The sequence below is a fragment of the Bacillus bingmayongensis genome (assembly GCF_000299035.1).
In the GTDB taxonomy this organism is placed as follows: domain Bacteria; phylum Bacillota; class Bacilli; order Bacillales; family Bacillaceae_G; genus Bacillus_A; species Bacillus_A bingmayongensis.
This window is the reverse complement of the sequence record NZ_JH921521.1, coordinates 57235-71108: the sequence shown is the minus strand read 5'-3', so window position 1 is coordinate 71108 and position 13874 is coordinate 57235. Positions and strand designations below refer to the sequence as shown.

Sequence of the window (13874 nt, the reverse complement as noted above, 5' to 3'; positions counted from 1 at the left end):
TATTTTCATGCAAAAGAAGAGCCGAAGTGTTCTTCTTTTTTTCAAATTTTAGAGGAAAAAAGAAGTTATAGCACGAAAATACATTATTATCCGTTTATTGAGGAGCACATATTATGAATGAAATTTATATATTATTAATTGGACAAGCCATTTTATTTGTTTTCGGTGCGTTTTTTGCGATGGTACAGACAAAAAAAACTAGAAAAAATGAGCCGTTACCATTATTAGTTCGCCTCATTCTTAGTTTTTCTTTAACAGGTGGTGCGATTTGGATTTGGTTACAAGATCCATCTGTAGAGTATCGTCAGTGGGCTGCAATTGGTATGACTTTATCTACGCTTGGTGATTTATTTATGGCGGGGCTCATTCCGTTTGGACATCGGCTAATCGGTGGTATGGTTACATTTGCGATTGCACATTGTTTTTATGTAACAGCATTTTTACAAACGGGTATCTCGTGGAAAGGATTCTGGCTTGGTGTACTTGCGTACGGTCTATTTTTAATAATTGGCTGGTTCTTTTTTATTCGGAATCAAGTACAAGATAAGTTGTTCACAATTGGTGCGCTCGTATATGGTTTATGGGTTGGCGGAATGGCATGCTTTGCATTCGCATTATACTATGCAAATAATGGGATATGGTGGACCCCAGCACTCGGTGGATTACTATTTGTGATTTCTGATTTTATTATCGGTGTGACGGATATTGGTGGTCGCAAAGTAAAGTATGATCCGCTCTGGATCTGGGTGACATATGTTGCTGCACAGATGTGTATTATTTATGCTGGAATATAAAAAAGAGGATATTCCTAAAAATAGCTATTCAGCTAGTTTAGGGATATCCCTTTTTGATGACATATTATCCAGAAAATATTTGTAATATTTAAGAATAACATCTTTTTAAGTCAGAATTTTGTAGAAATTAATGATGGAAACTATCTATAATAAATATAACCAAGGGAGAGAGATGGGAGATGGAAAATGAAAAAGAAAAGTCGCTTTCGTGATCTTTTTGAAATACTAGCTATTGCGTTTTTGTTGGCTTTTTTAGTGAAAATTTTTGTGGTTTTTCCAACAACTGTGCAGGGAGCATCTATGAGACCAACATTGCAAGATGGAGATAAAGTAATTATTAATAAGTTAGCAAAGAGATTTGAGACCTATGAGCGTGAAGATATTATTGTAGTAAAGACTGATAATTTTTATGTGAAGAGAATTATTGGGCTACCTGGAGATGTAATTGAGATGAAAAATGATCAATTATACGTAAATCATCAAGTGAAAAGTGAACCTTACTTGGATAAGAATAAAAAACAAGCAAAACACCTTCTTATTAATTTAACTGAAGACTTTGGTCCTATTACAATCCCTAAAGATAAGATTTTTGTTATGGGTGATAATCGTTTAGTGAGTAGAGATAGTCGTAACGGCTTAGGGCTGATTCATAAAACGGAAGTGCTTGGAACATTAACAGCAATCTATTATCCGTTTGATCATATGAAAATTGTGAACTAGAAGGAAGTGATAATATGGAGGATATTATTGGACACATTCTAGTAGGGATTGGTCGGGCAGCAATTGCATTAGGTGAAGCATGTGCTGATGCGGGGAAAGGCATTGTTAGAGGGATTGTTGGTGTTGTAAAAGTAGCTGGGGACTTTATGTTAGATGAAGTAGTAGAGCAAGTGTTGGAGAGATTAGTTGAACGAGAAAAACGGAAAAAGAAAAGAATACAGCGGCATGTGGAAAAGCTAAAGAGGTATGCATGGTTCAAAGTTTTATATGAGGATAAGCGCTGCCGGGAAGTTCTAAATTATAATGAAGCATATGGAGATTTATTAAGTAAGCGTCGATATATACATAAGTTAATTCATAAAGAAGGCGAGAGAAAGAAATTTATTCAGCGCGTGAAAATTGATGCAAAGGTTGAAGAGATTATTTGAAATATGTGAAATCGAATGTAAGTAAAAAACCAAGCAATTGTTACGATTGGCTTGGTTTTTTGTACTGATCTAAATTGTTGGAGCTTCGTTACTTTCTACTTTTAATGAAGTCGTTTTATTATTTAGCATGAATTTGTATTGCAATAACTGTAATTTAAACAGTGTTAAAGGATCATGATATGTTTCAGGGTTTGTTCTTAGTTTTGTTAATGCATTTTCGTCCTGATTTATTTCGAGATGTGCTGCTTCCACAGTCTGCTTCAATATGCTAAGAGGTTCTTTAAAGAACATCATAATATCACGTTCTAGTGCGCTTTCGAATAACTCAAATTGAAGAAAGAACTGTTCAGAAATCATTGTTGTTACATCTGTATAGTCTTCGGTCTCAATATAATTTTTGTATTTGTTGTACAGCATAGATTGGTTTTTCTGCATATTACCGAATAGTTTTCCAGCACTTTTTAATAGAAATTGTGTTGGTGTAAAGCGTAATAAAATATTTACGTCATCAACTTTGATTCGGTTTGTCATTCTTGCAACATCTCGGCGCCAATCATCAAGTAATTGAAAATCGCATGGTAGTTTCATGCGTTCTTCGTCATATAATTTATTAAATGTTTCACTCATTTCATCTAGATAAGATTGACTTTGAATAAATTCATTATGTGCTTTTTCAATCCATTCCTGAATAGAATGAGTAAACTTAGGTAATATCACTTGTTGTAAATGTCTTTGAATTCTTTCATTCATTGCTGCATTTAGTTCTTCAGGAACTTGTTTAAAATCACTATCTTCCTGAACTAAATCGGAGCAACTCTGTAATAATTCAGGAATTTGATCATGAAGATCATGTATAATTTCATCTTTTGTTAAACGATATGATTCTGTGATAGAGCGAGTCTTATCTTTTTCAATAGCAGTCAGGTTATTATTAAAGCCATTTAGTTTCACTAAAATGTGTTTGTTCCAACGGATTGACTTTACTAACGTATTTTCTAATTGTACACGTTCATTTAAGAGATACGTGATGGTCTTTTGAATAAACCATAATAGTTTTTCTGTGCGTTCTGTTTTTATATTTCTATTATTAAAGTTTGAAGTAATGGATTCTGTTAAATCACTTAGTTGCTCACTACTTTCATGTAAAGATGAGTAAGGGAATACGCGTGCATTTGGAAAATGTACACGTATTTTAGACTCAGTTTCAGTTAGCTCTTTATTTGCTGTTTCCTCATTAAGAATTGTATCGACTTTATTTAAAACAAAATGAACTTGTAAAGTTGGTAGTTGTTCTTGCATGTACAGTAGTGTGTCGATTTCTTCATCAAGTAAAGATGAAGAGGCATTAAGAACATATAATAGATTATCAGCTGCATGTAAGTAATCAAGATTTGTATTTTTGCTATTACCATTTCCATCAAAACCTGGTGTAACGATAAATGAGAATTTATTTTTCCGTAAAAATCTACATGGTAGTTTAAATTCAATACATTTCTGTTCAGATTCTGATTTTGGAGGAACCGTCATCATTTCGTAAAATTCATCTAAATTAGAAGTTTTTCGTATTGTTAAATCTGTGAGTTCTGTAATTTCTGTCTGTACATTATCCTTAAATACGATAGCGGCCTCAGGAGAGTCATTTAATATACTTTCCCCTAATATAGAATTGATAAAGGATGATTTACTAGTATCATTCGTACCTGTAACGAGAACTTGTTGTACGTGTATATCGGAAAGTTCCCTAACAAGCCATGTGAAAGAATGACTTAAGTCTACATCATTCTTTTCTGCCCATACGACAATCGTTTCAAAAAGATTTGAAACCTTGTCTAGGTCAACTGCGTTATATATTGTTGAACTAGAAAGGAGCGTTTCAGCACTTTTTACAAGTAATGTATCAAGGCTTTTAGGTGAAACCTTATTCCATGCTAATGTTGCAGCGGAAACAAATAGAGAATGTTCTGCTTTTGTTAAGCTAAACCAATTCGTTAACAAGTCTGGAATAAGTTCTTGTAGTTCATGCATCAAATATTGTCCTGTAATTAATTCGCAGTATGTGTCTTGATAAAGAGTCACAATTTCATCCCATGCGTCGTAAGCATCTACCTCGACGTGTAAAAAAAGGTGATTGATTGTTTGAATCCATACTAAGTAGGTTGACTCATCTTGATAGCTCTTCCAAAGCGATGAGACGAGTTGTTTAAATTGAATCGAATCGATTGTATATAAAACTTTTAATGCTTCATAAAAATATTTTGGTTTCATCTGTTTTGTGAATCCTTGATTCACATAATTTGTTAAAATCTCAAACCAATGTAATGATTTCGTTCGAATTCCTTCTTGCACAGCAAGATCAATCGCATTGTTCCAATCCTGCTGTTTCTCATAAAAAGAGCGAGCAATGGCAGTGATATTTGGATAGTCCGGTTGGAAAGCAACAGCTTCACTAATGACCTTAAAAGCAAGTCCTAAACGATTTTGTTCGATGTACAGAGAAAGAAGCTGCAATGACACTTCCATTGTCAGTGTTATGTCTTCTGTTTGAATTGATGTATAGATTTCTTCTGCCATTGAAAGCAATCCTAATTCAAAATAAGCATCTGCTATATTTTTTTTGGCCCAGAGAGAGAGGTCATTGTTTACTTTCTCCCACTTGAAAATGGCTGTTTCGAAATCTTTATGTTGATAATAAACTTCTCCTTGTGCGAAACGAATGTTAGAGATATTGGAAAAATCATTTTTAGCTTCATTTACATATGCTTCCCCAAGCGCTTGAGGAGCTGGGACAGAATCCTGTTCAGTTAAGAATGTTTCATAGTATACCTTTTGAATTAATTGTTTTTCTATGGTCATGTTTTTTCCCCCTGTATAATTTGGAAAAATGATTTTTATGTAATAGGGTGCATAGTACTCTACATGGATAGAAGATGCATTTTATTGGTTTATATATATGTTTACTACCTAATATCATTTTTCTTGAGAGTCAAACCGATGCTAAATGTAACTTTTCTTTATTGTAACAAAAATCACGCTTGTGAAGGCAGGTTTTCTTATAATTATGAAGGGAAGTATAGATTTATCACGCTATTCGTGGACAATATGCATCAACACCTCAAGATTCTGAAAAATGAAGATTAAAAGCAGTGAAAACTTTCATTATGGATAAGATGAATAGGAGTAGAGTTCATTATAAAAACGATGTATAGTGAATATGTATACCATGTTTGCTTAAAAGATAGAGAGGGTACAATATGGAATAACGATCGTGCATAGGATGTGTCATCCGAATGGAACAACATATAGGTGAGTTAATCGCACATTATGGATATTTCGGAATTATTATAGCTCTTGCGGGTGGAATTGTAGGTCTACCAATACCAGATGAGTTTTTACTCACGTTTGTTGGTTATAATATTTCGAAAGGAATTATGTCAGGGACAGCCGCTTTTCTAAGTGGAATGGCTGGTGCGATACTTGGTATTACTTTAAGTTATCTGCTTGGTTTAAAACTTGGACTACCTGTATTAAAAAAGTATGGTCCGAAGATACGAATTAAAGAACAGCAAATTGAAAAAACACATGTTTTGTTTGAAAAATACGGTCCCTTTTTACTAATAATTGGATACTTTATACCAGGAGTTCGTCATTTAACTGCATATTTTGCTGGTATGTCGAATTTAACGTTTTGGAGATTTTGTCTATACGCATACGGTGGTGCTTTCATTTGGATTAGCATTTTTATTGGACTTGGATGGAAGCTTGGAGGGAAGTGGCGTTTTGTTGAATATAGTTTGCATCATTATGGAATGTGGATTTTAATTATCTCAGTAGTAGTCGTGCTTATTGTATGGCTCTACATAAGAAGGAAAAAAACCGCTAATTAAGCGGTCTTTTAACTGAAAGCAATGAAGAGAACACCTGCTGTAATACATACAACTCCCATTCCAGTCATGAAGTTTAATTTTTCACCTAATATAATCATGGCAAGAATAATGGAAAATACAACACTTAATTTATCTACAGGAGCAACTTGTGAAACCTTTCCTGTTTTTAAAGCGAGAAAATAAAATAGCCATGATGAGGCACCGGCTATACCACTTAAAGTGATAAATAGCAGTGCTTTTTTATTCATTAGAACGTCACCAATATTTTGAAATTTTCCTTGTATCATAATTACGCCTATCATGAATAGTGCCATGATGATTGAACGGATAGTTGTTGCCACATTGGCATCGATTCCTTCTAATCCAAATTTCCCGAAAATGGATACAAGTGCTGCAGCAATTGCTGATAATAATGCGAATAATAGCCATGAACTCATAGTAAAATTCCTCCAGTCTTGTACCATTATACATGAAAACTATTCTCAAGTATAACGGGTAGCAATAGCATTTATATATATCCATTTTGATTTTTCAACATATAAGTTACTGCTATGAAAACAAAAGAAGATATTCACTCGTTGACTCCTTTTGCTTTCACTTGGCATGGGGCTGAAAAGGGACATAATCGCTTCTATGCATGGTCGGATATTCTCGCCCATTTAAAAAGAAAGGTTGTATGTCAACTCTTCAATTTGTATTTATATAGAAATATGACTATGAAAATAGTAAAAGGCCCACCTGACAGGTGGGCCTTTAATCTATTATTCTGCAATTTCTTCATATAAAAAGTACGTTACATTATAAATATGTTCTACTTCATCATCTGTCATAAATAAAAGTTCATCGCGCTCAATTCCTTTTTTCTTTTCGATAAACTCAATCATGTTTTTCCGTTCTTCTCTTTTCATCATTTTTATTTCTCCTCCCAATCTGTTTTAATACAGTTTATTTAAGTTACTACTATTATATAACAGAATCTTTAGAAAGTTCCAGCTTTTTTATTTTTTTTTAATAAGAACTTTTCGACAAAACAAGCCCTTTTAACAGGGCTTGTTCTCGTACTACAGTCGTAAAAACTCTGGCTGAGTCGTACCATCGCCATCGATGTAGTAAATTGTATTTGGATTAATTTTTATCAGTACGTAGTTTGGATCTTCAGCACTTAGTAGCCAACGTTTTAAGCTATTATTCCAAAATTTATTTTTTAATGTTTGATCTTCTTCAATTGAAGCGGTGCCTTCTACTTCGATATAATCTTCATCCCATTTCTTTCCTTCTCGTCCAAGCAGCACATGAACATTTTGATTTTGCTCAATATCTGTTAATTTTTTTGAATTACGATCTGTTGCGACGTATAGTACAAAATCTTCATGAAAAAACATCATAAAACAGCTATGTGGTTTATTCTCACGAACGGTAGCTAATACACCTGTTCTTTGTCCTTGAATAATGGCTGCGATTTTTTCTTTTAAGTGCATTTTTTTACCCCTTTCTATTACCTGAAATTTTTGTGCAGAAAAATTTATGACCTTTTATACTTTTTTCTTCAATCCCATTTTTTAAACGTATTTGTGATGAAATGGGACAAGTTAGGAGAAGAATAAAGATAGTAGTGAGGAGAAATACATACGATGGAAGGATGGAGAATATGTTCAATAAAATTTTCTTAATACTTGCACTGGCTGGTGTACCGCTTTCTGTTCTTGGAAATACATTACATTGGCCACAAACAATTATGTTTGCTGTATATTGCGTTACAATTATTGCTCTTGCTGCTTTCATGGGAAGAGCGACGGAAAGTTTAGCTATTGTTTCTGGTCCACGAATTGGTGGATTATTAAATGCAACCTTTGGGAATGCAGTTGAACTTATTATTTCAATTTTTGCATTGCGAGCAGGATTAATAGAGGTTGTACTTGCTTCACTAACTGGTTCCGTTCTTGGGAACTTACTATTAGTTGGTGGTCTTTCCTTTTTTGTAGGGGGACTCAAGTATAAAAGACAAAGTTTCAATGTTTATGATGCAAGGCATAACTCTGCCTTACTAATATTTGCAGTTGTTGTAGCATTTGTTATTCCAGAAGTTTTTTCGATGAAGATGGGTATAGAGAAGACATACCAATTAAGTATTGGGGTGTCAATCATCATGATTGTCATGTATTTAGCCGCACTATTTTTTAAACTGGTCACGCATCGCGGTGTATATCAGCATAAAAGTGATGAAGTAGAGCATGAGGAAAAGCCGGAATGGTCAAAGGTGAAAGCACTACTTATTTTAGCGATTGCAACAGCGGCCGTTGCTTATGTATCGGAGGCGCTTGTTCATACATTTGAAACAGTGGCAAAATCATTTGGATGGTCGGAATTATTTATCGGGGTTATCATTGTTGCCATTGTTGGTAATGCTGCTGAGCATGCTTCTGCAATTATTATGGCCTATAAGAATAAGGTGAACATTGCAGTTGAAATTGCAGTCGGTTCTACATTACAAATTGCCATGTTTGTTGCCCCTGTACTCGTATTACTTTCGATGTTCTTTACACTGAAAATGCCTCTTGTATTTACACTGCCAGAACTTGTAGCTATGATTACTTCCGTCTTTTTAACAATCGCGATTTCAAACGATGGAGATACAAACTGGTTTGAAGGAGGAACATTATTAGCTGCCTATTTCATTATGGGGATTGGCTTTTACTTATTATAAAAAAATGGGATAACAATATCACAGGGAGAAAATAATAGAGAGAGTACAATAGCTGTTTAATCATTTATACATCCTCATATAGGAAGGAGTCAGACAGGTGAAACGAGTATATAGCATATGTCTTTCAACTATGGTCTCGTTTATTTTATTATTTCCTTGCAGCGGTTTTGCAAAGACAACAGTAAATATAAAGGTGCCTTCATCTGTTTTGAATATTTCAAAAGGAAATACGTATCCAAATACGGCACAAGATTTGCCGCATTTGCAGCCAAGTAAACTTGCAAAAGAATTACTGAAAACATCCGATATTCGTATTGAAAATCCACATTTAATTCGAATGTTTAATGAAACCTCGATTTCAAACGCCCCTCTTGCAGTGGGGTATAGGGCGAAAATTTATTTGGGACAATGGCCTTTAAGTTACGAGTCAACAGATACGACAATGAATTGGGAATATAAGCAAGTGAATCGTAACGTATATGACAATCGTGGTGTAGAGAAGTTGTACCCACTTCGATACAAGCAAGAATCACAAAAAACTATAGAAGGTGGTTTAACAGGATACATTAAAGATGCGGAAGATGTGAAAAAGATGATACTTTTAAAGGCAATGGAAAAAGTACAACTACCTCTTTCTTTTAAAACAACCATTGGCTATGGTACGGGGAATGAACGTGTATACAATGTTAGTCCAAAGCAACTTGGGTATTTATATGCGTATGCACCAGCGGTAAACGAAAAAGGAAAAGTTACATTTGGAGAAGTGTATCTTGTGTTAAAAGGAAATCAAAAGAGGATTGTAATTAAAAATATTACGTCACAAGGAATTGGGGCTGCTATTCCAATTCAAGATCATTTGTCTTTTAAATTTATTTCTTCAACTCATCCACAATAATGGGATAAGAACAAAAACGTCAGCGTAATTTGCTGACGTTTTTGTATTAAAGTGTAATATTTGTTTCTTTTGTTAAAAAGTCTTCAGTTGGATAATAGCTGTTTTTCACAAGAATATTTGGTCCAAGACATTTTACAGCGGGGCAGTGGCAGCTTAATGATTTTGCTGTTTTTGAGTTGCACCATTTGTCATATGCTTCTTGTAATGTGTTTGTTTGAACGTTACCAAGCAGTGGAATATCACCAAAGTCTGTTACGATAATGTTGCCATCAAAAATATTTACATTTAAGCGAGAACGTCCGTCTGGATCGTTACGAACTGTTACGTTTTTGCTCTCATGTAATTTTCTTAATGTCGCTAAATCACGTTCATCATTACTACATGCGTAGAAAGGTAGTGTGCCAAATAACATCCATACATTTTCATTACGAATATCTAATAAATGCTCGATTGCACTTCGAATTTCATCTTTTGTTAAAATCTCAAGGTTACTAGCAAAATCACTTGGGTACATAGGGTGTACTTCATGGCGCTTACAGCCCATTTCTTCGACGATTTGACGGTGAATGTGTTCAATATGTGGCAGGGTACGTTTATTTAACATTGTTTCTGCCGACACCAGAACACCTGCATCGGATAAAGCTTTACTATTTGTAATCATTCGTTCAAATAGTTTAGCACGTTGTTCATAAGTAGGTTTGCGCTCCATCATTGCAAATCCACCTTCAACGAAATCATCAATTGTTCCCCAGTTATGTGAAATATGCAACACATCTAAATAAGGAATAATTTGTTCGTAACGGGCTAAATCTATAGTTAAGTTTGAATTGATTTGAGTGCGAACGCCTCGTTCATGGGCATATTTTAAGAGTGGTGTTACATAGTTGTCGACGGATTTTTTTGAGAGCATTGGCTCTCCGCCTGTAATACTTAAAGAACGTAAATGAGGAATCTCATCTAATCGTTTTAATAAAAGTTCCATTGGAAGCGGATTTGGATCTTTTGGCTGTAATGTATAACCAACAGCACAATGCTCACAGCGCATATTGCATAACGTTGTCGTTGTAAACTCAACGTTTGTTAATAGTAATTTGCCGTACTCTTCAAGGTCCATATACGCTTCCCATGGATCGTAAGAAGGAGTAATCGGCTTCATTGTTTGTGATATACTCATCTGAAATATACTCCTTTGACTATTGAAATAACAATTTGTCCATCCTCTATAATAGAAGAATATAGGCTTTTTATAAAGTGAAACTTTTTGTAACAAGGATTTCCCTATCTATAGAATGTCATAGAGAATGTAGTAGGAAGCATTGATTGATTCAGCATAAAGGATGTTAAAAAATTGCTGAAAATTCATGTTCGTGATGATCATTTTTGCGGTATAATAAAAGCAACTCGAATAAAAAGGAGAGTGCCTTCGTGGGAAAAGCAATTCAAGATAAAGATTCACAATTAGTATATTTGAAAGAACGTTTAAATATGTTCATCGAAGTAATCGATACAATTGAACCAGAAGAAGTGGAATTAGAAGATGTAGATCGTCTTCTTGCAATGTTAGATGAATTAGAACTGAAATGTGAGCAATTTAAAAAAGATGAATAATATATTTTTAAAGCGGCTGCCAATCATGTCTTGGTAGCCGCTTTTTATATGGCGAAGCTGTCCCAAAAAGGCGTTAAAAACGACCTTTTGGGACAACCTCCAAGAAAATCTGTTTTAGTTTTCTATTTTACAGTATAAATAGGCAGAAAATATAGTTTATAATATGAAGGTAGAGAGGAGGAATTATATGGAATATCATTTGGTGAAACCTGTATTACAAGGAAAACAAGCAAGAGAAACAAAAACGTACAACATTTATAATTTTTTTATTATCGGACTTATTTTTGGAATTATTCCAGTTATGATTTTGGGAACTTGCAATGCGATTTGGTTAAAAGAATCTAAGAAGAAAATATACGGGCTCTTTATATTAGGAATAATGACTTTATTAGCAATGTTCATCTGTGCTGCCTTAATTGGTAATACAGATGTGCTGAAAATTGTTTCTCGGATAGCTGCTGCAGTCGTAGCAGGTGCATATATATATGCAATGCGAGAGCGATTTCGAATTCATAGTTTAGTAAATGAGAGAGTAAAGTCATTACGATGGATCGGACTTATTATTGGAATAGTTGGTATCATGGTCCAAACGGCGTTGTTAGTAGGAGGGGAGATGCTGTATGTCAACTTCACAGAGTGAAACGATGTTGTTACAAGAGGCACTACATTATTACGGGATTGGTCATATTGAAACAGCACAGCAGAAATTAGAAACACTGCTTTCTTATAATCCACAGCATGCGGAAGCATTGTACAATTTAGGATGCTGCTATGCAGATTCAGAACAATATGATGAAGCAAAAGAGCTTTGCATATCAGCGTTGCAGCATGGTTATAAGCCAGAAGAAGTGTATTATACACTTGGACATATATATACATACACGAATGAACTTGAAAAAGCGGAGCAAAGCTTTTTAAATGTTCTGTATTCAAACCCTTCCCATGCGCAAGCAATGGCAAAATATGCATTTGTTTTCTTAAAAACAGGCCATATTGAAAAAGCTAAACAATTTATACAAAAAGCAGTAGAAATTGACCCGAATCATCCTACCGTTCTTCATTATCAATTTATTTTATTACTTGCAAGTGGAACGAAACAAGAAATAGAGGAATCCTTAAAAGATAATTATTATGCATCAAATAACGAAGTTCATTTTTTATTGAAGTTAGGAACCCATGCAGCAACAAGGAAGAGGTATAGGGAAGCGTACAAATATTACCGACAAGCGTTTTTGTTGACGCCTAATGATAAAGAATTACTTGAAATCTTAGAAGAAGCGGAAGAGCTGATTCATCCGATTTTCTTTCCGAATGTTCTCGTGAATAAAGTGGGTGGTCCGCTTATCTTTTGGGCAATATGTTTTGGAACATTAGGTTTATTCATTATATTAAATTGGGAAATTATGATAAGAATCGGAATTCTATTTTATATCATCATTTGTATATGGAGCTGGTTATCTACACCGATGTACAAATTGTATAAAAAAATAAAAAAATCATGATGGGGGAGAAAACGGTGAATAAAATAGATGTGTTAAAGCAAGTGTTAGCACAAGATGAAGAAAATGGATCGATTTGGTATTTAATTGGAGTCGAGTATAAAGAACAGGGTGATATAGCAAATGCGCTGCAAGCTTTATCGAAAGCCCTTCAGTATGGTGATCAAGAATGGAAGGATAAAGTTGCCGCCGAATTGGGAGCTTTATCACAGGTGCTTACAAGTCCGAAAGAAACAATAGCTGTAACAGAAGAGGGGAGCCATTTTGAAAAAAACGAGTATCACGCAATAGAGCAAGCTCCGGAAAAGGAAAAACAGTTACATACAGCTTATGTAAACGAAAATGTGGAAGAAAATGTGATTCCGATGAACGGGCTTCAAGGTGGAAGAAGCAAGCAAAAACGTGAGCAAGACCAGATTACATTTGAGGATGTCGGCGGTTTGCATGATGTGAAAAAAGCGATTCAAATGAAAATTATTAAACCGTTTACTTCACCAGGATTATTTGAACGTTTTAAGAAAAAAGTTGGCGGCGGCATTTTATTATACGGCCCTCCTGGTTGCGGCAAAACATATATTGCAAAAGCAACTGCAGGGGAGTGCAGAGCACATTTTGCGACGATGAGCATTACCGATATTCTTGATCCGTATATTGGCGTGAGTGAACAAAATGTACGGGAAATTTTTCGATATGCTCGTTCCAAAAAGCCATGTATTTTATTTTTAGATGAAATGGATGCGCTTGGATTTAACCGAAGCAAAGCGTCGGGAAATCCGACACTAAGAACAGTTATAGATCAATTGTTAACGGAGATTGAAGGTATTGATACGAATACAGACAAACTATTACTAATTGGTGCGACCAATATGCCGTGGGACATTGATCCTGCGTTTAAAAGACCAGGGCGCTTTGATAAAATGATTTTCGTTTCCCCACCTGATTTAGAAGCGCGGAGCAGTATTTTTCAAATTAAGCTGGCAGGAAAACCGATTTCAACAATAGATTACGATATGTTAGCTAAAGAAACAGAACTGTATTCCGGTGCTGACATTGAAAATGTAGTAGAGCTGGCCGTAGAAAATGTTTTAGGAGAAATTATGACAACAGGTGTGGAGCGAGCGATTACAATGAGGGACTTAACCGATGCTATAGTAGAAACGAAGCCGTCTACGTTGGAGTGGTTCCGCACGATTAAAAATTATATTAAATATGCAAATGAGAGCGGTGCATACGATGATGTACAAGCGTATTTAAAAAGATATAAAAAAATATAATCCCTTTCAGACGCTGTTGAAATAGAAGGAATAGAAAAAAAAGAGTATAATCAAATTGTGAAAAATTT

The 13874-nt window shown here is 34.7% G+C and carries 15 protein-coding genes; 10 read left to right on the top strand and 5 right to left on the bottom strand.

Going from position 1 to position 13874, the window contains the following annotated elements; translation table 11 throughout:
• Positions 1 to 113 precede the first annotated feature (113 nt).
• The 3 genes from Y7E_RS0125445 (at position 114) to Y7E_RS0125435 (ending at position 1942) form a co-directional block, all read left to right on the top strand.
• Positions 114 to 794 (top strand): lysoplasmalogenase, encoded by a 681-nt coding sequence (locus Y7E_RS0125445; RefSeq protein ID WP_017154025.1) that lies wholly within the window; start codon positions 114 to 116, stop codon positions 792 to 794.
• Positions 795 to 980: 186 nt separating this feature from the next.
• Entirely contained in the window at positions 981 to 1514 is a 534-nt protein-coding gene (lepB, locus tag Y7E_RS0125440) for a signal peptidase I (RefSeq protein WP_017154024.1), read from the top strand.
• Between the two features lie 14 nt (positions 1515 to 1528).
• Complete coding sequence (locus Y7E_RS0125435) at positions 1529 to 1942, top strand: hypothetical protein (RefSeq protein ID WP_017154023.1); 414 nt, start codon at positions 1529 to 1531, stop codon at positions 1940 to 1942.
• A gap of 69 nt (positions 1943 to 2011) precedes the next feature.
• Here the strand turns inward: Y7E_RS0125435 and Y7E_RS0125430 are convergent, their stop codons facing one another.
• Positions 2012 to 4795 (bottom strand): dynamin family protein, encoded by a 2784-nt coding sequence (locus tag Y7E_RS0125430; RefSeq protein WP_017154022.1) that lies wholly within the window; start codon positions 4793 to 4795, stop codon positions 2012 to 2014.
• Positions 4796 to 5229: 434 nt separating this feature from the next.
• Between Y7E_RS0125430 and Y7E_RS0125425 the strand changes: the two genes are divergently transcribed.
• The gene (locus tag Y7E_RS0125425; protein WP_017154021.1) at positions 5230 to 5826 is read left to right on the top strand and encodes a DedA family protein; all 597 of its coding nucleotides are present in this window, start codon (positions 5230 to 5232) and stop codon (positions 5824 to 5826) included.
• A gap of 8 nt (positions 5827 to 5834) precedes the next feature.
• Here Y7E_RS0125425 and Y7E_RS0125420 read toward each other — a convergent pair whose 3' ends face one another.
• From Y7E_RS0125420 to Y7E_RS0125410, 3 genes are all read right to left on the bottom strand, one after another.
• Entirely contained in the window at positions 5835 to 6263 is a 429-nt protein-coding gene (locus tag Y7E_RS0125420; RefSeq protein WP_017154020.1) for an EamA family transporter, read from the bottom strand.
• A gap of 324 nt (positions 6264 to 6587) precedes the next feature.
• On the bottom strand, positions 6588 to 6734 hold the full coding sequence (locus Y7E_RS0125415; protein WP_000817786.1) for a BH0509 family protein: 147 nt from the start codon (positions 6732 to 6734) through the stop codon (positions 6588 to 6590).
• A gap of 153 nt (positions 6735 to 6887) precedes the next feature.
• Positions 6888 to 7304: a pyridoxamine 5'-phosphate oxidase family protein gene (locus tag Y7E_RS0125410; protein ID WP_017154019.1), complete on the bottom strand. Its 417-nt coding sequence runs from the start codon at positions 7302 to 7304 to the stop codon at positions 6888 to 6890.
• Positions 7305 to 7474: 170 nt separating this feature from the next.
• Between Y7E_RS0125410 and cax the strand changes: the two genes are divergently transcribed.
• Both cax and Y7E_RS0125400 read left to right on the top strand, forming a co-directional pair.
• Positions 7475 to 8530, top strand: a complete 1056-nt coding sequence (gene cax, locus Y7E_RS0125405; RefSeq protein WP_017154018.1) for a calcium/proton exchanger — start codon at positions 7475 to 7477, stop codon at positions 8528 to 8530.
• Between the two features lie 97 nt (positions 8531 to 8627).
• Entirely contained in the window at positions 8628 to 9425 is a 798-nt protein-coding gene (locus tag Y7E_RS0125400) for a YfkD famly protein (RefSeq protein ID WP_081584780.1), read from the top strand.
• 46 nt (positions 9426 to 9471) lie between these two features.
• Here the strand turns inward: Y7E_RS0125400 and yfkAB are convergent, their stop codons facing one another.
• Complete coding sequence (yfkAB, locus tag Y7E_RS0125395; protein WP_017154016.1) at positions 9472 to 10599, bottom strand: radical SAM/CxCxxxxC motif protein YfkAB; 1128 nt, start codon at positions 10597 to 10599, stop codon at positions 9472 to 9474.
• Between the two features lie 251 nt (positions 10600 to 10850).
• Here yfkAB and Y7E_RS0125390 point away from each other — a divergent pair, with 251 nt between their 5' ends.
• From Y7E_RS0125390 to Y7E_RS0125375, 4 genes are all read left to right on the top strand, one after another.
• A complete protein-coding gene (locus Y7E_RS0125390) occupies positions 10851 to 11033 on the top strand; it encodes an SE1561 family protein (RefSeq protein WP_002174720.1) in 183 nt (60 codons plus the stop codon).
• A 187-nt stretch (positions 11034 to 11220) separates the two neighbouring features.
• Positions 11221 to 11673: a hypothetical protein gene (locus Y7E_RS0125385; RefSeq protein ID WP_017154015.1), complete on the top strand. Its 453-nt coding sequence runs from the start codon at positions 11221 to 11223 to the stop codon at positions 11671 to 11673.
• Positions 11654 to 12535, top strand: a complete 882-nt coding sequence (locus Y7E_RS0125380) for a tetratricopeptide repeat protein (protein WP_017154014.1) — start codon at positions 11654 to 11656, stop codon at positions 12533 to 12535. The genes Y7E_RS0125385 and Y7E_RS0125380 overlap by 20 nt, the downstream gene beginning before the upstream one ends.
• A 14-nt stretch (positions 12536 to 12549) precedes the next feature.
• Positions 12550 to 13806, top strand: coding sequence for an ATP-binding protein (locus Y7E_RS0125375; RefSeq protein WP_017154013.1), 1257 nt, complete (start codon positions 12550 to 12552; stop codon positions 13804 to 13806).
• Positions 13807 to 13874: the final 68 nt, after the last annotated feature.